This is a genomic window from Mucilaginibacter sp. P1_D10 (genome assembly GCF_056406215.1).
In genome coordinates, this window is record NZ_JBFUAP010000011.1 from 221,818 (window position 1) to 246,180 (window position 24,363).

The following is a 24,363-nucleotide window of genomic DNA, read 5'->3' on the forward strand; positions in this document are numbered from 1 at the left end:
GCCCCGATTTACCGGGGCATAATCGTTCTTACAACATGTTAAACAGAAGGCATCTTAGGGTAAAGGTATTACAATCGTTATACGCATACCACCAATCGAACTCCCACGACATTAAACATCACGAAAAACAGCTGCTGAGCAGTATAGACCAGGTATATGAAATGTACATCTGGATGCTATCGCTCATTAGCGAGGTAATAGCCTATACCGAGCGCGATGCAGAAGAAAGAGCCAACAAGCATTTACCCACAGCCGATGATTTGAACCCCAACCTTAAGATATTAACCAACAAATTCTATACATCGCTTGGCGATAACAAAGAGTACCTGGTTTCGCTTAAGAAGTACAAGGTAGATTGGGCGTTCGACCCGGAACTGGCGAAATCCTTGTTCATTACGCTCAAAAATTCGACTGAATACGCCGAATATCTGGCCAAAACAGACGACACCATCGGTACCGATAAAGACATCATCAAATTTATCTTCAAAAAGGTTATCCTGAAATCGTCGCTAGCGGAGCAGGTTTTCGAAGATAAATTCATTTACTGGCCGGTAGATAGGGAGGTGCTGCAGGCCCTTATAGCCAAAACATTCAAGAATTTTGCGTACGATAACCCTAAAGAGAACCAACTGGCTGAAATCAGCGGTAACTGGGTTGAAGATCGCGAATTCGTGGTAAACCTGTTCGAGCAAACCATTCGCTTCGATACGCCTTACCAGGAACTGATAGCCGAGAAGACCCAAAATTGGGAGCCCGACCGTATAGCCATGATGGACACACTTTTAATGAAGATGGCAATCGTAGAATTTATTAATTTTACCTCCATACCGGTTAAGGTAACCATAAATGAGTACCTTGAAATTTCAAAGGAATTTAGTACGCCTAAGAGTAATTCGTTTATAAACGGTATCTTAGACAAAATTTTGGCAGAATTAAAAGCCGACAACAAAGTAAAGAAAATAGGCAGGGGATTAATAGAATAACCATATCATGAAAAAAATCATTTTGGGTACGATGGTAGCCGCCACCTTGATGACGGCCTTCAGTTCTTGCACGCAAACCGGCGGTGCCGCCACGGTTAATAACGCAAGTGCAACCAATGCGCCGGTTATCAAATTCGAAAAAGAAACGCACGATTTCGGCAAAATCAAAACAGGCGACAAGGTAACTTATGAGTTTAAGTTCACCAATACAGGTAAATCGCCCTTGATCATCAAAGATGCCATAGCTACCTGCGGTTGCACCAAACCCGAATGGCCGCAAAAGCCAATACAGCCCGGCGAAGAGGGCGCTATAAAAGTTACTTTTAACAGCGCAGGTAAAACAGGCCTGCAGGATAAACAAATAACCGTTACCGCCAATACCAACCCCGCACAAACCATGGTGCACCTTATTGGCGACGTGGCTAAATAAATAATATATAAACAGAAAATGATAGCAACTATTTTTTTAGAGGCAGCAGCCCCTACTATTTTTGGCATTAATCCCCAGATATTGATGTTTGGGTTAATTGCCATCGTATTTTATTTCTTCATGATACGCCCGCAAATGAAAAAGGCCAAAGATCAGAAGAAATACGTAGACGAACTCAAAAAAGGCGATAAAGTAATCACAACCGCCGGTATCCACGGTAAGATATACGAAATAGCCGAAACCACTTTCCTGATAGAAGTAGAGAACGGCGGCCGCATCCGCTTCAGCAAATCGGCTATCTCTTTAGAAGAATCCAGAGCTTTGAACACCCCTGCGGTAGTTAAATAGCAGGTAAAGGATTAAGGTAAAAGGCGAAAGGTTGGCTTAGTTATATATAGCCTGCCTTTCGCTTTCTTTTTTTAACAATTTAAGCTATTACGTTTACCTTTGTTTTTTCGCCTTTTACCTTTTACCTCAAATAAATGGCAATAATCAAATTATCGGCAATAGAGCGCAGGCGGTTATCCGCATTTGCCACTTGCCTGGTGTTATCGGTTTTTGCCTGGTTGTTTACCGCGCTTTCAAGCCAGCAAAACTACAAAGTAAAGCTGTTGGCGGTGTTCAAAAATTCTCCGCAAAAGCGTGCTTTCCATTCTCTGCAGCCCGATACCATCAACGCAACCATACAAGGCACGGGCTGGAAGATGCTGTTTTCGCGCATGAATGGCGACGATGATAAAATAAGCGTAGATCTTAGTGCCCTCGAGAGCAAAAACTATGTTGTTTTGAGCACGCAGTTAAAGCTGATAAATGCAAAAAGGGATATAGAGCGGCAGGTAGTTTCCATCGACCCTGATACCCTGTTCTTCGATTTGTCTAACAGGCTTATCAAGCGCGTGCCCGTGAGGTTAGTTACAGCGCTTAACTACCAACAGCAATTTGCCCAGTCGGATGCTATCAGCATAAAACCATCATATGTAACCATCAGCGGCCCGGCAGATGTACTGGCAAAAATTACGTACTGGCAAACCGATTCGCTTATCCTGAAGGACCTCAACGAAAGTTTCAACGCCCGGGTAAATTTACGCCCGCCGGCAGAAGGGAACCTTACCGTGCTGCCTAAAAGCGTTACGGTGAAAATACCGGTGGATGAGTTTACCGAAAAAACCATCCAGATACCCGTAAAACTCATCAATAACCGTAACTTTTACGATGTAAAGATATTTCCGCAAAAGGTGAAGATTACGTTTACTACATCCTTAAAAGATTACCCCGACATCAACGAGGACGATTTTGAAGCCGTTGCCGATTTAGATCAGTGGCTGCAAGGCTACCGGGTGCTATCGGTAAGGCTTACCCACACGCCATCGTACAGCAAAATTGTAAAGATAGAGCCGCTGAATGTTGATTTTATAGTGAAAAAATAATTTAGGTACGTACTGCACGAGATACTTTGCGAAAAAAGTCTCATACTCTACGTATAAATTTGCTTCACAAACAATCTCTGGCTGCGCTGGATTTTGACCCAAGTATGTTCGTTATTGAAGATGTATAACACAAACACCTGCTGTTGAAACCTAACGACTTGCAGGTTCCATCATGTTTATGAGATAATACCCTTTAGTAACGCTTAAAATTCTTGCATATAATTCGTTACAATGTTCTATATAGCTTACTAAGGACATCTGTTTCCGCCCTCTTCCACATTTTTGCGTCTTACAACTTCTATTTATTTTTCTATGTTACCAATTTGGTAACAATAACGTATCTTTGTAAAGATGCGTGTAATAGCTATAAAAACCTTAAAGGATTATATTACAGAATTTCATCAGGCAGAACAGGCGTTGCTAAGTTGGCATGAAGAAGCGGCAAGTGCCTCTTGGGATAATCCAAATGAATTGAAAGCTCAATATAGAAATGCATCTGTGCTAAATGAAAAGAGAGTGGTATTTAATATCCATGGCAATAGCTATCGTTTAATAGTGGACATTGAATACCGTTTAAAAATTGTTTTTGTTGTGTGGTTCGGAACGCATAAACAATATGATAAAATAAATGCTAAAACAGTAAGTTATGTTAAAACCAATTAAAACAGAAGATGAGTACAATGGTGCATTGGCGCGTATCTATGAACTTATGCAAACAGATATTTTAGATGGTTCTGCAAATTCCGATGAACTGGAGATCCTGAGTATATTAGTAAAGGAATATGAACTGATCCATTATCCTGTTGCCTATCCTAATCCGTTGGAGGCAATAAAATTCCGGGTAGAACAAATGAATTTATCGGAGAATGAGCTAAGTCATATCTTAGGAAACCGGTCAAGGAAATCTGAAATTTTATCGGGAAAAAGGAAGTTAAGCTTGTCGATGATTCGTAAACTAACCGAAATGCTGAATATTCCTGCAGAAGTTCTGATTCAAGCGTATTAATGATTTGCATCTGATTACCTGTGTTTTAATATAATAGTTACGAAAAAATAATGTTTAAAGTAGGCATTACAGGCAATATCGGCAGCGGTAAAACCACCGTTTGCAAAGTGTTTGAAACGCTGGGCATCCCCGTATTCTATGCCGATGATGCCGCAAAAAAAGTGATGGTAAGCGACGCCATACTGATTGATGGCATCAAAGAAGCTTTCGGGGCCGAATCGTACGAAAGTGATGGTTCGCTTAACCGTAAGCATATCTCGGCCATTGTTTTCAACAGCGAAGAGCAACTGGCTAAACTAAATGCCCTGGTGCACCCGGCCGTTTTCCGCGCATTCGATTTGTGGGTGCAGCAGTTCCAAAGCCGCGAGGATGTGCCCTACGTTTTAAAGGAAGCGGCTATCCTTTTCGAAAGCGGATCTTATAAAATGTGCGATCGCTCCTTATTGGTCTCCGCGCCTCAATCTTTACGAATCCAAAGGGTAGTACAACGCGATAACATACCCGCCGAAGAAGTGCAGAAGCGCGAAAGCCGCCAAATGGCCGAGGAGCAGAAGCTGGCACTGGCCGACGATGTAATTATTAACAACGATTCCCAACTGGTAATACCCCAGGTGCTCAAGCTGCACCAACTGTACTTGTCGCTGGCCAAACGCAAATGATACTAGACGATTTTTTACTCATCAACGCCAAGGGCATATACTGCCGCTACGGCGATTTCTACCTCGACCCAAAAGAACCTGTAGATAAAGCCCTGATAAGCCACGCCCATGCCGACCATGCCGTTAGCGGCAACACCAACATTTACGCCACGGCCGCTACCATAGCCTTTATGCGATTGCGGTATGGTAAAAGCGCAGGCAAGGTAATATACACCATCGCATACCATGTCCCGTTCACTATTGGCGGCGTGCAGGTGACTTTTATACCCGCCGGCCACATGCCCGGCTCTGCGCAAATACTGATGGAATACCAGGGCACCCGGTATTTGTACACCGGCGATTACAAACTACAACCCGACGCTACCTGCGAACCTATGGAGTTTGTGGAAACCGATGTATTGATAACAGAAACCACTTTTGCCAATCCTGATACCAACCACCCCGACCCGGTAGAAGAAATTAAGAAGCTGAACGATATCAAGATAAATATCCTGCTGGGTGCCTATAGCCTGGGTAAAAGCCAGCGGCTGATAAGGATGATAAACGACTACGCGCCACAGAAAAAAATACTGGTGCATCATCGCATTATGCCCATCAACGCTATATACGAGAAGATGGGTTTTGAACTGGGCAAGCACCAGATGTATGGTCGCAAGCTGATGAAAACACAGGAGGAGTGGGTGTACATCGTTCCGCCGTTTACTTTCGATAGCTACCTGCGTGCAACGGGGGTGAAGCGGCTGTTTGCTTCGGGATGGAAAAACCTGCAGGTGAACGTAAACGATACGCTTTACATATCTGACCATGCCGATTGGAACGATATTATCCACACCATCAACCAAACCCGGCCAAAGCAGGTGTGGACCCTCCATGGCGACGGAAAACAGCTGAAAGATTATCTCAAAAATGATACTTTTGTAAAGTTATTAAACTAATGCTGCAGGAAAACGTAGACTATTACATCAATGCCGATGGCAATTTTGTGTTTACCGAGGCTTACCACCTTAAACGAGGCTACTGCTGCAAAAACAAATGCCTGCACTGCCCCTGGAAATACGGCAGGGAAGACGAGGATGAACAAAAAGAAAAATAAATATTTATATTTGCATCAAAATCAAGCTATTGCGCTATAATGGGAATTGAGGAAGATATAAAAAGTACGAATTTTGAGGATAACTACCATAAGGCGGTGATCAACTTGTCGTACACATACGGCTGGATGACTAACATTTCCAGGCCCAAATTTGAGCAATACAACCTTACACAACAGCAGTTCAATATACTGCGCATACTACGCGGACAATACCCTAAGCCGGCTACCGTAAATTTGTTGAAGGAGCGCATGATTGATAAGATGTCTGATGCATCGCGCATAGTAGATAGGCTGGTACAAAAGGGCCTGGTATCACGTTGCACCAACAGCAAGGATAGGCGTGCGGTAGACATCGGCATCAGCCAGGAGGGCCTGCAGGTGTTATCGAAAATGGATAAAGAATTCAGGACGAAAGATATTTTACAGGATAACCTTACCGAAGAAGAAGCAGGCCAACTCAGCGACCTGCTGGATAAGATGCGAGGCGCATAGCCCAAAATTACTTGCTAAAATTTCCGTGTTTTTACCATAATGGATCAAATTTAGGGTCGTTTTTATCGCCGTTTAAGGATATTTAGGGCACACTGTTTTGGGGTGTCATTCATCGCCCTAATAACCGTAGGTTTCTATCGCATCAGGCCACAAAATCCGGTTGCCATTTTTTAAATCCGGCAAAAAATAGCCAGCCCACCAGGCCGCCATAAATGGCACCGGCCAAAACGTCCACGGGGAAGTGGACTCCCACATAAACCTGCGCAAAACAAATAATGGCCGCCCACAGGATAGCCGCGGGCACAACCCATTTCCATTTTTTGCCTAATGCCAGGCATAAGAATATAGCTAATGCAAAATGGTCGGTAGCATGGGTAGAGGGGAAGCTGTAGCCTGTGCCGCAAGGGACGCGGCTGATGACGGTTTTGGAGGTAACAGCATCCCGGCACGGCCTGTCGCGCTGCACTTGTTTTTTAATGAGGCTGGCACTGGTAAAATCGGCAAAGCCTGCAGCCAGGGCAAGCATCAGTACCAGTATAACACCCCGTTTTTTATAGCGCCAAATGCTGAATGCGACGATGAAGATATACAGCGGTATCCAAAACCTGGGGTTGCGCATCATGGGCATTATCCAATCGAAAAAAGCGTTGGATAAGTCGTGGTTGATGAAATAAAATAAATGCCTGTCGAGCTGTAAAAGAAAATCGGGCATCGGTTTTGGAGCAGATAAATAATGTTTATCCCGCAAATATAGCCAATAAATTCAGCCTTAAAACTACGCGAATTTTACATACCTATTAGTTAAATAGCTTATTTTTGCAGCCTAAAATACGGTACATTTTGACACTGATTAAATCAATTTCGGGTATAAGGGGCACAATTGGGGGCGCGGCGGGAGAAGGCTTAACGCCTCTGGATATAGTGAAATTTACCTCCGCTTATGGTAGCTGGGCAGTAAAACGCTCGGGCAAAAATAAGATCGTTATCGGCCGCGATGCGCGCCTATCCGGCGATATGGTGAACAACCTGGTGATTGGCACCTTGCAGGGTTTGGGCATCGATGTGGTAGACCTTGGCCTATCCACCACCCCAACTGTAGAAGTTGCCGTGCCCGATGAGCATGCCGCAGGTGGTATCATCCTCACCGCCAGCCATAATCCCAAACAATGGAATGCCCTTAAACTGCTTAATGCCGATGGCGAATTCATCAACGATGCTGATGGCAAAGAAGTGCTCGAAATCGCCGAGAACAGCGATTTTATTTACGCCGGCGTTGATGCCCTCGGTAAAGTAACCAAGGATGATACCTACCTGCAAAAACACATCGATAAAATACTCGCCCTGCCCTTGGTGGATGTAGAAGCCATCAAAGCTGCCGATTTTAAAGTGGTGATTGATTGCGTAAATTCTACGGGCGGCATATTCGTGCCGGCTTTGTTGAAAGCTTTGGGCGTAAATACCATCCACGAACTTTATTGCGAGCCCGATGGTCATTTCCCGCACAACCCCGAGCCGCTGCCCGAGAATTTGGTAGCGCTTTCAAAAGAAGTATTAAAGAACCGGGCCGACATAGGCATAGCTGTAGACCCGGATGTGGACCGCCTTTGCTTTGTTTGCGAGGATGGCAATATGTTCGGCGAAGAATACACCCTGGTGGCCGTTGCAGATTACGTGCTGAAGAATAATAAAGGCAACACCGTATCGAACCTTTCCAGCACCCGCGCCCTGCGCGATGTTACCGAAAAAGCGGGCGGCGAATACCATGCTGCCGCCGTTGGCGAGGTGAACGTGGTTAACAAAATGAAGGAAGTTGGCGCCGTTATTGGCGGCGAAGGCAACGGTGGGGTTATTTATCCCGAACTGCATTACGGTCGCGACGCACTGGTAGGCATCGCCCTGTTTTTAATCCATTTGGCCAAATACGGCAAACCGGTATCGGTTTTAAGAGCTTCTTACCCAGGGTACTTCATTTCTAAAAATAAGATTACGCTCACGCCAGAGATGGATATCGACGCGCTGTTGCTGAAGGTAGAAGAGAAATATCAAAAGCAGCCCCACAGCACAATTGACGGGCTCAAAATAGAATTCGACAAAGAATGGGTACATTTGCGTAAGTCGAATACAGAGCCTATTATCCGCATCTACTCCGAGGCAAATTCGGAAACTGTTGCGAATAACCTGGCCGAAAAGATCATTCGTGATATAAAAGAAATATTAAATCTTAGTTAGTCCGAAAGTCAGGAAGACGGCAAGTCCGAACGATAACCACTCACTATTCACCACTCACTAATTACTATCATGCGCGTTTACTTTGATAATGCTGCCACTACCGCTCTCGATCCTGAAGTTTTAAAGGAAATGTATAAAGTAATGGAGGGCCATTACGGCAATCCATCCTCTATACATTCCCATGGCCGCGAGGTGCGTACGCTGATAGAACGTTCGCGCAAAACCGTAGCTAATTTACTTCATACTTCGCCGGCCGAGATATTCTTTACCAGCGGAGGTACCGAGGCCGATAACACCGCCATCCGTTGCGGCATTAACGATAATAAGCTTACCCACGCCATCACTACCCAGCTGGAGCACCACGCGGTTATCCATACTTTGCAGTCGATGGAGAAGGCCGGTACCATCAAACTAAGCTACGTGGATGTGGATTGTAAAGGCAATGTAGATTACAACCACCTGGAAACCCTGCTGAAAGATAATGAGCGCAGCATGGTATCGCTGATGCACGCCAACAACGAGCTGGGTACCATTACCGATATCGAACGCGTGGGCGACCTGTGCGAGGCCTACAACGCCATTTACCATAGCGATACCGTACAAACTGTTGGTCACTACAAGCACGACCTGAGTAAGTTGAAAATCCACTTTATGGTATGCGCGGCCCACAAGCTGCACGGCCCAAAAGGCGTTGGCTTTTTGCACGTAAACCATAAAGTAAAAATCAAACCTATGATATACGGCGGCGCGCAGGAACGCAACATGCGCGGCGGCACCGAAAACGTGTATGGCATAGTCGGCCTGGCAAAGGCTTTGGAGCTTGCTTACAGCGAAATGGATGCCCACCAGGCTTATATTCAAGATCTGAAAAGCTATATGATGGCCAAACTACAGCAGGAGATTGCCGGCGTAGCTTTCAACGGCGAAACGGATCCTGCAAAAAGCCTGTACACTGTACTGAACACTTCTTTCCCCGAAATGGACATGGCCGATATGTTGTTGTTTAATTTAGACATAGCCGGGATCTCGGCATCCGGCGGCAGCGCATGCAGCTCGGGTTCTGATATTGGTTCGCACGTACTTACCGCTATCGGTGCGAGTGCAGACAGGCCATCGGTTAGGTTCTCTTTCTCTAAGTACAACACTAAGGATGAGGTGGATTATACCGTGGCTAAGCTGAAAGAGCTTTGCATGGTGAGCGCGTAGGTAGCCAACCATTCATTTCATTTTCCCCTAAGGCGGTGTCCTCACCGCCGTTTGCTTGCCGGAGCGTTCCGGTGAGGACACCGCCACGGGGATAGTAAAATACTCCTTTCCCCTAAGGCGGTGTCCTCACCGCCGTTCGTAGCCGAAGCGTTCCGGTGAGGACACCGGAACTGGGGGACACCGGAACGGGGCGAATTGCAATTAAATTTCCTCCATCTAAAATATTGGTATTGTTTTTGGTTGTTTATTAATTAACAATTAAAAACTAAAATACCATGGAAAGTAACGAAAGAAACCCGGAATACAATCCAAGCCATAATCCCAACGAAACACCCGAAGAGCGCGAAAGCCGCGAAGGTGGTTCGGGCTACCGCCCGCAAACCGAGCAGGAACAACAGCAGGAAGGTAACGATGCATCGTACAGCGAGCAGAACGACGTAACGCCACCAAACCAGCACGAGTTCCCGTCTGAAGGCGTAGCCACTAAAACAAACTTCGAAAGCCGCCCGCATGGCCGCACAACCGGCCGTATGCTTGGGCATGAGCCAGGTACGGAAGGGTTATAAATAAGGCTCTTCAAAGCATAAACAGGCAAGGCTTCACAAAATGTGAAGCCTTGCCTGTTTTATTTATCACTGCGTCATTGCGAGGAACGAAGCAATCCCCGGGAGGCAGAACGGCTATGCAAATCCGACTTGCTTACCGATGGTTGCCACGCTATCGCTCGCAATGACGCGGGGGTAAAGTGTGCGCTCAGGTAAACAAAAAGGCCACCTCGAAAGGCAGCCTTCATATCTTGATAATGGTAACTCTTAAACTTCATTAACTGCCACCGGAGCCAGCATCTTTAAAAAAGTTGCCAGTTTTTCTTTCATTTCCCTGCGGTCTACTATAAAATCAAGGAAACCGTGTTCCTGCACAAATTCGGCAGTTTGGAAACCTTTAGGTAAGTCTTTCTTAATGGTTTCTTTAATAACGCGCGGACCAGCAAAGCCAATGAGCGAACCCGGCTCGGCAATGTTGATATCGCCCAGCATGGCGTATGATGCGGTAACGCCGCCTGTTGTTGGGTCGGTTAGTAAAGAGATATAAGGTACTTTTGCCTGGCTTAGCAGGGCAAGCTTAGCCGATGTTTTAGCCATCTGCATCAGCGAAAAGGCAGCTTCCATCATGCGGGCACCACCCGATTTGGAAATCATCAGGAAAGGAACCTTGTGTTTGATACTATAATCTATAGAGCGGGCAATCTTTTCGCCCACTACCGAACCCATGGATCCACCTATAAAATTGAAATCCATACAGGCAATCACCACGTCCTCACCGTTCATTTTGCCAACGCCTGCGCGGATAGCATCCTGTAAACCGGTTTTCTTTTTGGTTTCTACCAGTCGGTCGGTGTACTTTTTGGTATCGGTAAAGTGCAATGGGTCGCCCGATGTAAGGCCTGCAAACAGTTCGGTGAACTGGTTATCATCGAATAAAATAGAAAAATATTCTTTGGAGCCAATGCGTATATGGAAACCACAGTAGTGGCAAACGTATTGGTTTTCAACCTGTTCCGAGTAGTGAAGGGGTTTTTTACAGTTGGGGCATTTGTTCCAGATGCCATCGGGGGCTTCTTTCTTTTCCTCAGTAGTCGTAATTATCCCTTTGATTTCTCGCTTAAACCACGCCATATCTATATCTAAGTCTTTCAAGTGATACAAAGAAACGAAAAAAGGTTGTAATGTTTAAAAGTTTTAATGTTGAAAGGTTTTTAGGTTGGAAAGTTTCAGCATTGTAAGGCCAAGATTTTTTGTGGAAGCATACCAATACTCTTTTCGGCGTTTAAGGGGAATTAAAGTCTATATAAACGATTGTCTATCTGTATTATTTTCAACTTTTCAACCTTCAAACCTTCCAACATTTCAACAATTTTTATAACTTCGGCGCACAAACAATAAGTTAATGAGTTTAAAAGATTACAAAGGAGTACTCACCGGAGACCAGGTGCAGGAACTATTTGAAGCAGCTAAAGCACACCAGTTTGCTTTGCCGGCGGTAAACGTTATCGGCACAAACACTATAAATGCAGTAATGGAAACAGCAAAGGCTGTTAACTCACCTGTTATTATCCAATTATCAAACGGCGGCGCGCAGTTTTACGCGGGTAAATCGCTTGATAACTCTAAACTGCAGGCTTGCATTTTAGGCGGTGTATCAGCTGCGAAGCACGTGCATTTATTAGCCGAGCATTACGGTGTTGCCGTAATTTTACATACCGACCATGCGGCAAAAAAATTATTGCCATGGATTGATGGTTTGTTGGAGCATGGCGAGAAATTCTTTGCCGAAACAGGCAAGCCTTTGTTCTCATCGCACATGCTTGATCTTTCTGAAGAACCTATCGAAGAAAACATCGAAATATCTGCTAAATACTTAGCCCGCATGGCTAAAATGGGCATGACCGTTGAAATTGAGCTGGGCGTAACCGGCGGCGAAGAAGACGGCGTTGATAACTCTGATGTTGATAGCTCACGCTTATACACCCAGCCCGAAGAGGTTGCTTACGCTTACGAAGAACTATCTAAAGTGAGCGACAGGTTTACCATTGCTGCTGCATTTGGCAACGTACACGGTGTTTACAAACCGGGTAACGTTAAATTGCAGCCGGTTATCCTGCACAACTCGCAAGTTTATTTAAAAGAGAAGCACGGCCTTGCGGCAGATAAGCCAATCAACTTCGTATTCCACGGTGGTTCGGGTTCGAGCCAGGAAGAAATCCGTGAAGCGATATCTTACGGTGCTATCAAAATGAACATCGATACCGATATGCAGTTTGCATTTTGGGAAGGCATAAAAGATTACTACCAGGCAAAAGAAGGCTATTTGCAAACACAAATTGGCAGCCCCGATGGTGAGGATTCTCCAAACAAAAAATACTACGACCCACGCGTTTGGTTGCGCAAGGCAGAGGAAACGTTTGTAAAACGCTTAACTGTAGCCTTCGGCGATTTGAATTGCATCGACGCTAACAGCAAGCTATAAGCTGTTAGAACTAATAAAAATAAAACCGCCCATGTGTAAGAACATCGGCGGTTTTTTTAGGTTGTAAGGTTAAATATTGAGCGCCATGGCCAAAAAGAAAACCAAGAATTTTTTCGAAAGATTTGCAAACTGGGCAACCATAGCAACCGGTAGCTCCCCGGCGTTCCTAGGGGCCATCGCCATTATAATTGTATGGCTGATAACCGGACCCATCTTTGATTATTCTGATACCTGGCAGCTCATTATCAATACCGGCACCACCATTGTTACTTTTTTGATGGTGTTTTTGATTCAGAAATCGCAGAATAAGGATTCGAAGGCCATCCATTTAAAACTGAACGAATTGCTTGCATCACACCAGGGAGCCAGCAACCGCATGGTGGATATTGAGGACCTGAGCGAGAACGACCTTGATCAATTGCACAAATTTTACGTAAAATTATCCGATCTTGCCGAGAAGGAGGACGACCTCACCTGCACGCATTCTATTGACGCTGCTGAGGAGAACCATAATTCAAAGCTAACCGGCTTTAAAAGTAAACCGCATTATGCCCGAGCCCTCAAAAATAGAAGTAGAACAGGTAACTGATCCGGCAGCACTGGAGAAAGTATTTGCTATACGCCACGAAGTTTTTGTTGTAGAGCAGGGCTGCCCGCACGAACTGGAGATAGAGTTTAACGACCAAAGCACCCATTTTTTAGTCACTGTTGATGTTGAGCCCGCCGGCGCCTGTCGCTATCGCAAAACCGATAAAGGTTATAAGTTAGAGCGCTTTGCTGTATTGAAAAAATACCGTGGCTTTGGCGTAGGGCAGGAGATGGTACGCGCTGTTTTAGCTGCCTTGCCTGCCGATGCCGCTTACGTTTACCTGCACGCCCAGCTTGATGCCGTTAGCCTTTACGCCCGCTTCGGCTTTGAAAAAGACGGGCCGGAGTTTGAAGAGGCGGGGATAAGGCATTATAAGATGGTTCGGAAGTAATTTCGGATTTGGGATTTTCGATTTCGGATTTAGCTTTTAGACTCGCTGGGGGGGGGGCGAGCCCCTGCTTGGCAAAAGGTCAGCTTTTAACTTGCGTTATGCCTACCACGGGATATTCCGCATATCTTGTGATATTATAGAAACGCTGCGCAGTATGATATAAGAATAGAAATCTCTAAAAATTTAAAATGAAAATAGTTAACGCCATTTGGTCCTGCTTTATATTAGGATTTTTAGCTTGTTCAAGTTGTCAGCTAAAAAGTGACAAGTCTGCAAATAAGGCTTCTTCTGAAGCTAAACCACGGTCGTTATCTGTTTCAAACCCAGCAGATACCCTTAAGTTATATCCCTTTTTAAGGAGGCAGTTTCGGACTGATGGAAACAAAGACCTTATTGTTATTCGCTGTCAAAACGATACTTTAAAAATAGTGACAACCGGTTGGTTCTTTTATTACCCGTTTGGCAAGATAGGCAATGAAGACACGCTTAAAAAAGCCTTCCGTGACTATCAATATGTTGACGAGATACAAAGGGAAGGCCAAACAGATTCTACCAAATTGTATAGGTTTAATAAAGAAGGTAGCTTTGTTAAGTTCGTCAAATCGGACGAAAACAAGAGTTTTGAAATTGTTTCCGCGGTAATTAACAACTCGGAGATGGTCTTCGTTAATGGTATAAAAGTAGGAATGAGCAAGTCAGACTTTTATCGTACATATTTTAAAAAGAACATCGACAATGAATTGCCAGGTATAAATGTGGTCGAGGTTATCACGGGATTGGATGGGATGTGGCATTACTATACTTTTTCTGAAGGCAGGTTAAGCCAAATAAAACTAACCACAGATTATTTGTTAGACCAAAAGTAAACATGATCCGTCGCTGCCGGGGCAAGTTAAGCCGCGCTTCCAAAATATAAATTGATGCTATATGGAAAATAAGTATGAGATAATTCTTTACTGGAGTGAAGAAGACAAATCGATTATTGCCGAAGTGCCCGAATTGGCTGGTTGCATGGCCGATGGCGCAACTTACGGTGAAGCTATAGCAAATATTGAAATTGTTATTGAACAATGGATACAAACGGCAAAGGAGCTTAACAGGCCCGTTCCTTCACCAAAAGGCAAGTTAATGTACGCGTAGCTGAATCGGCTATACCTTTACGTTGCGTTTATTTGCTTACTAATAAATTCAACTCAGGTGAACCATCTATTAAAAAAGCATGACGTGAATTTTTCCACCCAAAGGGTCAATGGAAAATCGCGTCATGTTGCGAGAGGTGGCGGGTTGGCTGAATTCTTGGATTCATACACCGACCAAATTAGTATAAGCCAAGGTTTAGAAAATGTCGACTATTATTTGAACGGTGGTTCGCCCGACTATGAACATTGTGCCGTTTCTTCTGAATTATACACCGCATGGCTTAATGCCCATACTGCAGATATTTATTCGAGCACAGGAGACACGGGAAATTTGCTGCAGTCCATTCCTTTACAAGACTTCAGGAGCATATTGCAATTGTGGCAGGCGTTTTTACGAGGCTGACGCAAGCTGAAAGCTTTCGTTATGCCCACCACGAGATACGCTTCGCTAATCTCGCGGTAGCGGTACGAGGCAATCTCTAAGCCAAGTAGGTCCACTATTCAAGTCGACTTTGCGCTCCGCTCTGTATGCCGATGATTGCCGCGCTTCGCTCGCAAAGACGTGGTTGAGAGGATTGCTAAATTAAACTCTTTTACTTCGCCTGATAAACCACCTTCCCCGCTACGATAGTCGTATTTACCTTTATATTCCTAATCTTATCCGGGTCAATGGCCGTTGGGTCGGCATCGAGGATTACCATATCGGCAAAATATCCGGGCAATAATGAACCTTTCTTTTTCTCCTCGTAGGTGGTATAGGCACCGCCATAGCAATAGGCCTTTATGGCGTCTTCGGCATCTACGCGCTGGTTGGCGCCTATTACGTTGCCTTCTTTGGTTTTGCGGGCAACCGCGCTGCCCAGGCGTATCATGGCGGGGTAGGTGGATATCGGCGCATCGGAATGCAGGGCGTACACAATGCCCATATCCTGTGCCGTGCGGGTAGGGTGCAGCATCTTCAGGCGTTCTTCGCCGTACACGGCCATCTTTTCGCCCAGTTCGTACATATAGCAATGGAACACCGGTATAATGCCATCGCGTTTGATATCCTCCATTATTTTTAATGTGGTAATGCTGCAGTGTTCAATGCGGTGGCGTGGGTCGGGGCGCGGGTTTTGCTGCATTGCTTTTTCAATGGAGGTTATTACCATGGCTAACTCACGGTCGCCGTTGGAGTGGCAGGCAATTTGCCAACCTGCGTTATGGATGGCCAGGAATAAGCTATCCAGTCCGGCCTGACTACGGGCAGGGGGAATGCCGTAGTAATCGCGTTTGTCCGTGAGCGGGTTTATCATATCGTACGGGTCGTTAAGCCAGCAGGTTTTGCCGCTGAGCGAATTGCCCTGTACCACTTTTATGCCCGCAATGCGCAGGAAATCGGTTTCCATTCTAGGTATCTTCCCGCTAAGTACCTGGTCAAGGTATTCCCACCAGATGAGCAGGTTAAAGCGCATGGCGAAGTTTTCGGCAACCAGTTTGCGGTATATTTGAACCTTTTGTGGGCTGGTGTTGGCATCGCCAACACTGGTTACGCCACTGGCCAGCACCTGGTTAAAATAGAGGCGGTAACCGGCCATTTCCTCCTCCTCGGTCGGTTTGGGCGGATAGGTGATTTTTGCCCGGCGCAGGTAACCGGCGGCAGATTCCTTGCAAATGCCATCGGGTTTATTAGTGCCTAAATACCGTTCGAACAGCCCGCCTGCCGGGTCTTTGGTGGCTTCGGTAATGCCGGCTTTATCCATCAGGAAGGAGTTGGCAGCCGATAGGTGGCCGCTTACATGCCTCAACAATACAGGATGGTCTTTAGTAGCTTTATCAAGGCTATCCCTAATAGGCTGGCCGCCAAGTAAGGTTTCGTTATAGCCTACGCCCTGTATCAACATGCCTTTTGGGGTGATGGCCGCTTTACGTTTTATCAGGGTTAGGAGGTTTTTCATCGAAGTGACCGTATCGAGCCTTATTGTTGAATAAAGCGCTTCGAAAGGATATACCGGCGCGGGGTGCTGGTGCACATCGTTAAAACCGGGGACAACGGTTTTGCCATTCAGCTTGATGATTTTGGTATCCTTTCCGGCGTATTTGGCTATATCGGCATCGCTGCCTATCGCCAATATCCTGCCATTGGCCATGGCTATTGCCTGTGCACGGTGGCCTTTTTGTTTCAGGGTGATGATGTTGCCGCCGGTGAGGATCAGATCCGCTTGTTGGGCGTGTAGGGGTAGGTATAATGCGATGAGGATTATCAGCGCGGACAGCTTTTTCATGGCCGGTAAGGTCGGCAATGGATGTTAAGCGAAAGTTTACGCAGTATGATGCTTTAAGTTGCAGAGGGGGAACTTGTTATTTGCCTTGCCGCACACTTACCAACTTATCATTGCGAGCGATAGCGTGGCAACCTCATAGGACATTTATACTCATGCAAAGCTCCGGCGCTTGTCCTATGAGGTTGCCACGTCGCGCCCCCGCGCAATTGCCACGCAGCTCCTCGCAATGACAAAATTATAAAAACACTTGGGTAGAATATTACTGCTACCGCGGGCTTCCAGCCCGTGGTTGGCACAAGGTCAGCTTTCAGCTGACGCAAGCTGGAAGCTTGCAACATGCCCACCACGAGATACGCTTCGCTAATCTCGCGGTAGCGGATTTGCTTACCCCATTGTCATTGCGAGCGCAGCGCGGCAACCTCATAGGACATTTGGCGTGTTTGCAAGGCCCTGATGCCTGTCCCATGAGGTTGCCACGTCGCGCCCCGCGCAATTTCCCGCGCTGCTCCTCGCAATGACAAACTTATAAAAACACTTTGGTAGAATATTCCATCGCTTCACCCAGTTTGTCCAAATCAAGCCCAAGGTCGCTGTTTTGATGCAGCAGGTAGGCAATGAGGTTTTCGGTGGCGATGTTGCCTGTAAGCTCATCTTTGGCCATAGGGCAGCCACCATAGCCTTTCAGGGCGGCATCAAAGCGGGTGCAGCCGGCTTCGTAGGCAGCGGCCACCTTTTCCTGCCAGGTATCGGGGGTGGAGTGAAGATGCAGCCCGAAACTGGTGATGGGCGAAAGGTTGACCAAGGCCGGGTATAGCGTGCTTATCTGCCCCGGCGTGGCTATGCCGATGGTATCCGACAGGGCGATGTAGCCGATGCCCTCATCAATCATTTTTTGCGCCCAGTTCTGTACTATCTCCGTATTCCAATCGTCCCCATATGGGTTACCGAAACCCATGGAGAGGTAAATCAGCAGCGATTTATCTTTGGAAAGGCAAAGCTCATTTATTCGCTTTACGCTTTCAAAGGCTTGCGCGATAGTGGTATTGGTGTTCCTTAACTGAAAAGTTTCGGATATGGAGAAAGGGTAGCCCAGGAAAGTAATCTCTTCATGTGCCGCTGCTTCTTCGGCACCACGGTAATTGGCAATAATGGCTAATAATTTAGAACGGGTGCTGCTCAAATCGAGCTTACTCAACACGTCTGCGGTATCGCGCATTTGAGGGATGGCCTTCGGCGATACGAAGCTCCCGAAATCGATGGTATCGAAACCTACCTGCAAAAGCAGGTTGATGTAGGCGGCCTTTACATCCGTCGGCACGAAATCGTGCAGGCCCTGCATGGCATCGCGGGGGCATTCGGTGATTCTTATCTGCTCAGGCATTAGTCTATTTTTGAAACCTGTACATCCTTCTGTGCCAGTTGTTCCGGCTCGAATTTACGGATAATCAGCCTGCTGCCACCGTTATTATTCATGTAGCTGGCCACCCAGTTAATAAATACGATAACCCTGTTACGGCCGCCCATTAATGATATCAGGTGGATGAACATCCACACCAGCCAGGCAAAAAATCCCTGGAAACGTATTTTGCCCAAATCGGCAATAGCTTTATTGCGGCCAATGGTTGCAAGGGAACCTTTATCGAAATATTTGAACGGCTCCGGTTGCTCGCCGCGGATAATGCGATCGATGTTTTTGCCCGTTAGCTTGCCCATTTGTATGGCTACCTGTGCCACGCCGGGATGCCCTTTTGGCGTATCGTCTGTTATCATGGCAGCCACATCGCCAATGGCGAATATGTTGCTGCTGCCAACCATACGGCACGCATTATCTACTTTGATGCGGTTGCCGCGCTCTATGGCTTCTTTGCTAACACCGCCCGGCACAACGCCCGCCACACCGGCACTCCAGATAACGTTTTTGGTGCGGATGCTTTTGCCGCCATCGAATTTTATCTCATTACCATCGTAGCTGTCTACTTTTACGTTCAGCAACAACTCAACGCCCATTTTGGTGAGGAAGTCCTCCGCAGCCTTTGAGCCTTGTTCAGAGAACGGGCCGAGCACACGGGGCAGGAAATCTACCAGGTAAACCTTCATCTCGTCTTTGGATAGCTCCGGATAATCTTTATGCAGCACGTGGTTGCGAAGTTCGGCTAAGGCCCCTGCAAGCTCCACGCCCGTAGGGCCGGCACCCACCAGCACGAACGATAGGTAAGGCGCGCGTTCTTCCTTAGAAGGCTTTAAAATGGCCTCTTCCAGGTTCTGCAGCACCATATAGCGCAGGTTTAGCGCCTCGGGTATCGATTTCATGGGCATGGCGTACTTTTCGATATCCTTATTGCCGAAGAAATTGGTGGTAGAGCCGGTGGCTATCACCAGGTAATCGTAGGGGATAGGGCCGATATCGGTTTGCACCACGTTCTTTTCGGTATCGATGTTGCTAACCTCGGCAATGCGGAAACGCAGGTTCTTTTGCCCCTCGAAGTTCTTGCGGAGGGAAAAGCCTATCGATTCGGCCTCCAGGCCGCCGGTGGCCACCTGGTATAGCAAGGGTTGAAAAGTGTGGTAGTTATGTTTATCCAGTAGTACTATCTCTACAGGCTTATCTGCAAGCTGTTTGGCAACCTGTATGCCGCCGAAGCCGCCGCCTATGATGACTACCGTTGGGAATTTTGAAAGATTGTTGGTGTCCATATTGAATAGTTTAAGCTCAGCCCTCTCTAATCTCTCCTCCACGGGAGCCCTTCGGACCGGCGGTGGAGAATTTAAAAAGCCTTTCCGCTAACGTGCGGTGGGAGTTGGGAGGGGCTGCCTTGTTTGTTTAACAAAAAAGGCTCCAAATGTTCTTTGGAGCCTTTCATTATTATGTCAAATAATATTATCTGAGGTCTTTTTTTCCAAAGTCGATTATAACCGGGGTTGCTACGCAGATTGACGAGTAAGTACCGAAAAGTACACCAATCAATAAGGCGAACGAGAAACCACGTAACACATCGCCACCAAACAGGAACAAGATGATCAGGATCATTACCACCGTTAAAGCAGTGATAACGGTGCGGCTAAGCGTGTTGTTGATAGCATGGTTAATAACTTCTTTAGGGTCATCAGTTTTTGCATGGTGCAAGCTAAGGAACTCGCGGATACGGTCGAACACTACCACGGTATCATTAATAGAGTAGCCGATAACCGTGAGCAATGCTGCAATAAATGCCTGGTCGATATCTAATGAGAACGGCAATATATCTTTAAACAACGTGAAGAAAGATAATACCATCGCAGCATCGTGTGCGGTCGCAATCATAGCCCCAAGGCTGAACTGCCATTTGCGGAACCTGATGAATATATAAGCCGATATTACCAGGATGGCGATAATGATGGTCCATTTTGCCGAAGACTTTAACTCGTTGGCAACGGTGGCTTCCACTTTTTGGTGGCTCAAAATATCTTTTGTAGTGATTGCAGTAACCGGGTTTACTTTTAAGGCATTAATTAATGCGTCCGCTACTTTTTCGTCTGCATCAGGAGCAGTATCGTTAATTAAATAGTTGGTAGTGATACTGATCTTATCGGCACCATAGGTTTTTACTTCCGAACCAAAGCCCAAAGCTTTATCCAATTCCTTGTGAATCTCATCGGTTGTCGCCGCTTTGTTAGGGAACTGTACCAGGTAGGTACGGCCACCACCAAAGTCTACGCCGTAGTTAAAGCCACGGGTTACCATTGATACCAAACCGGCAGCAATGAATAGGCCAGAGAAGATATAGAATTTGAAACGATTCTTCACGAAACCGTAATTGGCGTTTTTGAAGGTATGTGAGCTCCATGGATTTGAGAATTTGATATCCCAGCCTTTTTCGAGCATAAATTCAAATATCAGCCTCGAGATCAATAATGAGCAGAACAAGGTAGTAATGATACCGATCATTAACGTAGTTGCAAAACCTTGTATTGGGCCCGAGCCGAATATGAATAAGATGATACCGGTTAAGAAAGTACTGATGTTGGCATCGAGGATAGACGGCAATGCGTGTTTAAAACCATCTGCAACCGCAATACGGATAGATTTGCCTAAACCGAGTTCTTCGCGCACACGTTCGTAAACCAATACGTTGGCATCAACGGCAACACCTAATATCAGGATGATACCTGCTATACCAGGCAGCGTTAATACTGCGCGTATGCTTACTAAAACACCCAACAGGAAGAATACGTTAACCAGTACGGCTACTACCGCAATAGTACCTGCACGGTTGTAATACGCTATCATGAAGATAAGGATAACCACCAAACCAAGGATACATGATAATAAACCTGCGCTGATAGCTTCCTGGCCCAAAGATGGGCCTACCACTTCGCCGCCAACAATGCGGGCAGGTGCAAGTAAACGACCAGCCTTTAATACGTTGGCCAAATCCTTGGTATCATCTTGTGTAAAGCTGCTACCCGAGATAGAAGACACGCCGCCAGAAATTTCGTTTTGCACACCAGGGGCAGAGTAAACGTTATCATCCAATACAATGGCGATAGACCTTTTGCCAACAGATGCTGCTGCGGTGATGGTTTTCCAGGCATGGGCACCTTGCGAGTTCATGTACATGGTAACCTCGTAGCCGCCTTTTTGCTGATCGATGTCGCTTTTGGCATCGGTGATAACATCGCCCGATAACACTGCGCCATTTTGCGCACCGGCAAGTTTAATGGCATACAGGTCGAACTGTTTTTTATCGTTCGGCTTAACACCCCAAAGCAATTTCAGGTTAGGCGGCAATTTGCTTTTAACATCGGCACTGCGCAGGTAGCTGTTCACCTTGGCGGTATCTGTTTTGTAAGCCAGGCCTACAACCGGGCCCGGTACAGCTTGTAACTGGCCTTGTTGTGTTTGGTAATAAGCAGGGCTTAAAACGCTGAACAATGGGTTTTGAGCAGCCAACTGGCTTTTGCTTAAGTTAGCAGTATCTGATTTTATGCTCTTCTTTAGTTTTGCCAATAAAGAGGTAGCAGAGTCTTTTTTAGATAATGGTGCTTTGCTACCGGCTTTGGCAGTATCGATTTTTGCAGTATCGGCAACTTTGTTTTTGGCAGCCAGCATGGTGTTGATATTGCTTAGCATGCCAGCAACTTCGGTATTGTCGTAAGTTTCGTAAAACTCCAGTTTGGCGGTACCTGATAAAAGCTTATTAACACGCTCCGGTTCTTTAACGCCCGGCAGTTCGATCAAAATGCGGTTGGTGCTTTTTTGCAACTGGATATTTGGCTGCGTAACACCAAACTGATCCACACGGCGGTGCAGTACGGTGTACGATTGCTGCACAGCGGCAGAGGCCTGATCTTTCAGGTAAGCTTCAACCTGGCTATTGGTAGAATTGAACTTTACTTTGTCCTGATTGCTGCTGTTTGCAAAAATGGCTGCCAGTTTTGCATTGGGAGCGCGTTTTTCGTAAGCTTCAACAAAAAGGGTAATGTAATCCTTGTTGGTTTTTTCAACAACATCTTTTTCAGCATCGGCCATTGCCTGTACAAAGGCGGGGTCGGTATTGTTGTTAGATAATGTTTGAACCAACTCACGCAACGAAATTTGCATGGTTACGCTCATACCGCCTTTTAAATCGAGACCGAGGGCCAATTCTCTGTCAAGGCAGTATTGGTAGGTGTGCCCAATGAGCGGGTACACCGGTTGAGTAGCCATTGAATCTAAATAGGCTGTTTCCCTTTTAGGATCGCCTTTGGAAATAACCTTGGCATCGTTCTCAACTTTATGGGCCACCCACGTAAATGAAAGCTGGTACAAGCACACAACAGCCAGCAGAATGGCGAAAAATTTAATAACCCCTTTACCTTGCATCGCGAATTTATATGTAATTAATTAGTTTATAAGCTTTTTAAAAATAGACGGCAAATCTAATAAAATTTCGCAAGCATGAAATTTTTAATTGAAACAAAATAACAGCAGGTTTTGTTACCGGCGATCAAGCTGGATGAACGAGTAGGGCAGTGGATTTTTCTCGTCGGGCTCAAAATCTTCGCGGCTCGTTTGTTGCCAATCTGCATAATCAATTTGCGGGAAGAAAGTATCTGCCTCGAAAGCCTTGTGTACGATGGTAAGATAGATGCGGTTTGTGATAGGCATTGCCTGCCGGTAAATTTCGGCGCCGCCCACAATCATCACCTCTTCTTCGGGCCCGCAAAGCGCCAGGCCTTCCTCAACCGACTTCACCACCTCGCAACCCGGTATCTCGATAGCCTGCCGCGTAACCACGATGTTCCTGCGCCTCGGCAGCGGCTTGCCAACCGAATCGAAAGTTTTGCGCCCCATGATAACCGTGCGGCCGGTGGTAACATCGCGGAAATGCTTCAGGTCGTTTGGCAAATGCCAAAGCAGTTGATTGTTTTTGCCGATGGCGTAGTTTTCGGCTATGGCGACTATTATGGAAATTGTCATTGGGTCATTGAGTCATTGGGTCATTGAGTCATTGTTGGGCTGCTCGATGATTTTTTTACCAATGTATTTTATATAGATGTTTAGTTTATGATGGATGGTTTCTAATTCTTTGATTAGTTCGCCGTGCTTATCTGCGCTGATCAAATTTCTAACCAGGCATTTGTTTAGCCAGCCTTTAGTTTCTGTCAAAGAGCCTCTGCTAAAGTAGCAGAAGTTTTTATTTTCCTTGTAATGATACCTGCCGAATCCTTCAGCAATATTTTCGCTTATCGAATCGGCGGCTCTTGTTAATTGTTTTCCTACAGTGTCCTTTGTAAAATAGTCCCACTCTAAAACCAGGAACCATATTTTGTTGCCGAAGGTATCCGCAAGGTTGTAAACCTCCAAATCTTCAATTCTGTTACTCATTGGCAAAAATCAATAAGTAATAAAGAAACAAACTATCTCTGAAAAATCAAATTCCTTTATTGGCCATGCAAATAGCCTGTTTAGATACTAATCATTCAGCCAACCTCTTAAATAATCCCCTGTTTTCGGATATGATAGCATCAATGAGTTCGTCAAACCTGGTAACGTCAATATATTGTTTCTGCTGGATCTTGGTTATCAATTCCAAGACGTGTTTTAAAGAATCCTCCGGTATATGATCGAGTCCTTTGATTATCTTTTCTTTTAATTCCGGTGTTGTCATAATTCCTCCCATAATTGCTCAATCGGATAGGTTTTTAATTTGCCTTGTTTGAACAACTTCACATCATTCAAAACCTGCCTGTAAATTTCCATCAATTTTGCCCGCTGCGATTTTTTCAAATTAGTACGCTTGCTTTCCGGTTTAACTAAGAAATTCCTGGCCATAATCGAATTTACAAAATATTGGTTGAATAGAGGAAGTAAAACAAACTGTATTCAAAAAATCAAATTCCCTTAATGACCCAATGACCCAATGACCCAATGACCCAATGACCCAATGACCCAATGACCCAATGACC

General features: G+C 45.8%; 27 protein-coding genes. 19 read left to right on the top strand and 8 right to left on the bottom strand.

From position 1 onward, the window contains the following. Positions 1 to 35 precede the first annotated feature (35 nt). The 10 genes from nusB to AC1DYT_RS18715 all read left to right on the top strand — a co-directional run bounded on the left by nusB (position 36) and on the right by AC1DYT_RS18715 (position 6,090). A complete protein-coding gene (nusB, locus tag AC1DYT_RS18670) occupies positions 36 to 983 on the top strand; it encodes a transcription antitermination factor NusB (protein ID WP_477471046.1) in 948 nt (315 codons plus the stop codon). A gap of 7 nt (positions 984 to 990) precedes the next feature. Then, a complete protein-coding gene (locus AC1DYT_RS18675) occupies positions 991 to 1,413 on the top strand; it encodes a DUF1573 domain-containing protein (RefSeq protein ID WP_477471047.1) in 423 nt (140 codons plus the stop codon). Positions 1,414 to 1,431: 18 nt separating this feature from the next. Then, positions 1,432 to 1,761 (top strand): preprotein translocase subunit YajC, encoded by a 330-nt coding sequence (yajC, locus tag AC1DYT_RS18680; RefSeq protein WP_477471048.1) that lies wholly within the window; start codon positions 1,432 to 1,434, stop codon positions 1,759 to 1,761. A 134-nt stretch (positions 1,762 to 1,895) separates the two neighbouring features. Further along, positions 1,896 to 2,840 carry a CdaR family protein gene (locus tag AC1DYT_RS18685; RefSeq protein ID WP_477471049.1) on the top strand — a complete coding sequence of 315 codons (945 nt, stop codon included), beginning with the start codon at positions 1,896 to 1,898 and terminating at the stop codon, positions 2,838 to 2,840. A 351-nt stretch (positions 2,841 to 3,191) separates the two neighbouring features. Then, positions 3,192 to 3,503 carry a type II toxin-antitoxin system HigB family toxin gene (locus tag AC1DYT_RS18690; RefSeq protein WP_477471050.1) on the top strand — a complete coding sequence of 104 codons (312 nt, stop codon included), beginning with the start codon at positions 3,192 to 3,194 and terminating at the stop codon, positions 3,501 to 3,503. After that, a complete protein-coding gene (locus tag AC1DYT_RS18695; protein ID WP_477471051.1) occupies positions 3,487 to 3,846 on the top strand; it encodes a helix-turn-helix domain-containing protein in 360 nt (119 codons plus the stop codon). Before AC1DYT_RS18690 ends, AC1DYT_RS18695 begins: the two co-directional genes overlap by 17 nt. 50 nt (positions 3,847 to 3,896) lie before the next feature. After that, a complete protein-coding gene (gene coaE, locus AC1DYT_RS18700; RefSeq protein WP_477471052.1) occupies positions 3,897 to 4,505 on the top strand; it encodes a dephospho-CoA kinase in 609 nt (202 codons plus the stop codon). Further along, a complete protein-coding gene (locus AC1DYT_RS18705) occupies positions 4,502 to 5,440 on the top strand; it encodes an MBL fold metallo-hydrolase (RefSeq protein WP_477471053.1) in 939 nt (312 codons plus the stop codon). The genes coaE and AC1DYT_RS18705 overlap by 4 nt, the downstream gene beginning before the upstream one ends. Continuing rightward, positions 5,440 to 5,598, top strand: a complete 159-nt coding sequence (locus tag AC1DYT_RS18710) for a DUF5522 domain-containing protein (RefSeq protein WP_158288432.1) — start codon at positions 5,440 to 5,442, stop codon at positions 5,596 to 5,598. Before AC1DYT_RS18705 ends, AC1DYT_RS18710 begins: the two co-directional genes overlap by 1 nt. A gap of 39 nt (positions 5,599 to 5,637) precedes the next feature. Then, positions 5,638 to 6,090, top strand: a complete 453-nt coding sequence (locus AC1DYT_RS18715) for a MarR family winged helix-turn-helix transcriptional regulator (RefSeq protein WP_477459321.1) — start codon at positions 5,638 to 5,640, stop codon at positions 6,088 to 6,090. Between the two features lie 142 nt (positions 6,091 to 6,232). Here the strand turns inward: AC1DYT_RS18715 and AC1DYT_RS18720 are convergent, their stop codons facing one another. Next, on the bottom strand, positions 6,233 to 6,802 hold the full coding sequence (locus tag AC1DYT_RS18720; protein WP_477471054.1) for a phosphatase PAP2 family protein: 570 nt from the start codon (positions 6,800 to 6,802) through the stop codon (positions 6,233 to 6,235). Positions 6,803 to 6,930: 128 nt separating this feature from the next. On the opposite strand from AC1DYT_RS18720, the gene glmM reads away from it, so the two are divergent. From glmM to AC1DYT_RS18735, 3 genes are all read left to right on the top strand, one after another. Then, a complete protein-coding gene (gene glmM / locus AC1DYT_RS18725; RefSeq protein ID WP_477471055.1) occupies positions 6,931 to 8,319 on the top strand; it encodes a phosphoglucosamine mutase in 1,389 nt (462 codons plus the stop codon). A 69-nt stretch (positions 8,320 to 8,388) separates the two neighbouring features. Then, the gene (locus AC1DYT_RS18730) at positions 8,389 to 9,525 is read left to right on the top strand and encodes a cysteine desulfurase family protein (RefSeq protein ID WP_477471056.1); all 1,137 of its coding nucleotides are present in this window, start codon (positions 8,389 to 8,391) and stop codon (positions 9,523 to 9,525) included. Positions 9,526 to 9,800: 275 nt separating this feature from the next. Next, positions 9,801 to 10,091 carry a hypothetical protein gene (locus AC1DYT_RS18735; RefSeq protein WP_477471057.1) on the top strand — a complete coding sequence of 97 codons (291 nt, stop codon included), beginning with the start codon at positions 9,801 to 9,803 and terminating at the stop codon, positions 10,089 to 10,091. A gap of 246 nt (positions 10,092 to 10,337) precedes the next feature. Here the strand turns inward: AC1DYT_RS18735 and accD are convergent, their stop codons facing one another. Then, positions 10,338 to 11,201 (bottom strand): acetyl-CoA carboxylase, carboxyltransferase subunit beta, encoded by an 864-nt coding sequence (accD, locus tag AC1DYT_RS18740; RefSeq protein ID WP_477471058.1) that lies wholly within the window; start codon positions 11,199 to 11,201, stop codon positions 10,338 to 10,340. A gap of 271 nt (positions 11,202 to 11,472) precedes the next feature. Between accD and fbaA the strand changes: the two genes are divergently transcribed. From fbaA to AC1DYT_RS18770, 6 genes are all read left to right on the top strand, one after another. Continuing rightward, complete coding sequence (fbaA, locus tag AC1DYT_RS18745; RefSeq protein WP_477471059.1) at positions 11,473 to 12,552, top strand: class II fructose-bisphosphate aldolase; 1,080 nt, start codon at positions 11,473 to 11,475, stop codon at positions 12,550 to 12,552. 85 nt (positions 12,553 to 12,637) lie between these two features. Continuing rightward, positions 12,638 to 13,141, top strand: a complete 504-nt coding sequence (locus AC1DYT_RS18750; protein ID WP_477471060.1) for a low affinity iron permease family protein — start codon at positions 12,638 to 12,640, stop codon at positions 13,139 to 13,141. Next, positions 13,101 to 13,532, top strand: a complete 432-nt coding sequence (locus AC1DYT_RS18755; RefSeq protein ID WP_477471061.1) for a GNAT family N-acetyltransferase — start codon at positions 13,101 to 13,103, stop codon at positions 13,530 to 13,532. Before AC1DYT_RS18750 ends, AC1DYT_RS18755 begins: the two co-directional genes overlap by 41 nt. A gap of 188 nt (positions 13,533 to 13,720) precedes the next feature. After that, a complete protein-coding gene (locus tag AC1DYT_RS18760) occupies positions 13,721 to 14,398 on the top strand; it encodes a hypothetical protein (RefSeq protein ID WP_477471062.1) in 678 nt (225 codons plus the stop codon). A gap of 61 nt (positions 14,399 to 14,459) precedes the next feature. Beyond that, positions 14,460 to 14,672, top strand: a complete 213-nt coding sequence (locus AC1DYT_RS18765) for a type II toxin-antitoxin system HicB family antitoxin (protein ID WP_477471063.1) — start codon at positions 14,460 to 14,462, stop codon at positions 14,670 to 14,672. 57 nt (positions 14,673 to 14,729) lie between these two features. Next, positions 14,730 to 15,074, top strand: a complete 345-nt coding sequence (locus AC1DYT_RS18770) for a hypothetical protein (protein ID WP_477471064.1) — start codon at positions 14,730 to 14,732, stop codon at positions 15,072 to 15,074. Positions 15,075 to 15,264: 190 nt separating this feature from the next. Here the strand turns inward: AC1DYT_RS18770 and AC1DYT_RS18775 are convergent, their stop codons facing one another. The 6 genes from AC1DYT_RS18775 to AC1DYT_RS18800 form a co-directional block, all read right to left on the bottom strand. Beyond that, positions 15,265 to 16,935, bottom strand: a complete 1,671-nt coding sequence (locus AC1DYT_RS18775; protein ID WP_477471065.1) for an amidohydrolase — start codon at positions 16,933 to 16,935, stop codon at positions 15,265 to 15,267. A gap of 523 nt (positions 16,936 to 17,458) precedes the next feature. Further along, on the bottom strand, positions 17,459 to 18,316 hold the full coding sequence (locus tag AC1DYT_RS18780; protein ID WP_477471066.1) for a hydroxymethylglutaryl-CoA lyase: 858 nt from the start codon (positions 18,314 to 18,316) through the stop codon (positions 17,459 to 17,461). Continuing rightward, entirely contained in the window at positions 18,316 to 19,629 is a 1,314-nt protein-coding gene (locus AC1DYT_RS18785) for an NAD(P)/FAD-dependent oxidoreductase (RefSeq protein WP_477471067.1), read from the bottom strand. Before AC1DYT_RS18785 ends, AC1DYT_RS18780 begins: the two co-directional genes overlap by 1 nt. A 184-nt stretch (positions 19,630 to 19,813) precedes the next feature. After that, on the bottom strand, positions 19,814 to 22,777 hold the full coding sequence (gene secDF, locus AC1DYT_RS18790) for a protein translocase subunit SecDF (RefSeq protein WP_477471068.1): 2,964 nt from the start codon (positions 22,775 to 22,777) through the stop codon (positions 19,814 to 19,816). Between the two features lie 114 nt (positions 22,778 to 22,891). Beyond that, entirely contained in the window at positions 22,892 to 23,374 is a 483-nt protein-coding gene (locus AC1DYT_RS18795; protein WP_477471069.1) for a dihydrofolate reductase, read from the bottom strand. Between the two features lie 12 nt (positions 23,375 to 23,386). Then, positions 23,387 to 23,782, bottom strand: coding sequence for a four helix bundle protein (locus AC1DYT_RS18800; protein ID WP_477471070.1), 396 nt, complete (start codon positions 23,780 to 23,782; stop codon positions 23,387 to 23,389). Positions 23,783 to 24,363 lie beyond the last annotated feature (581 nt).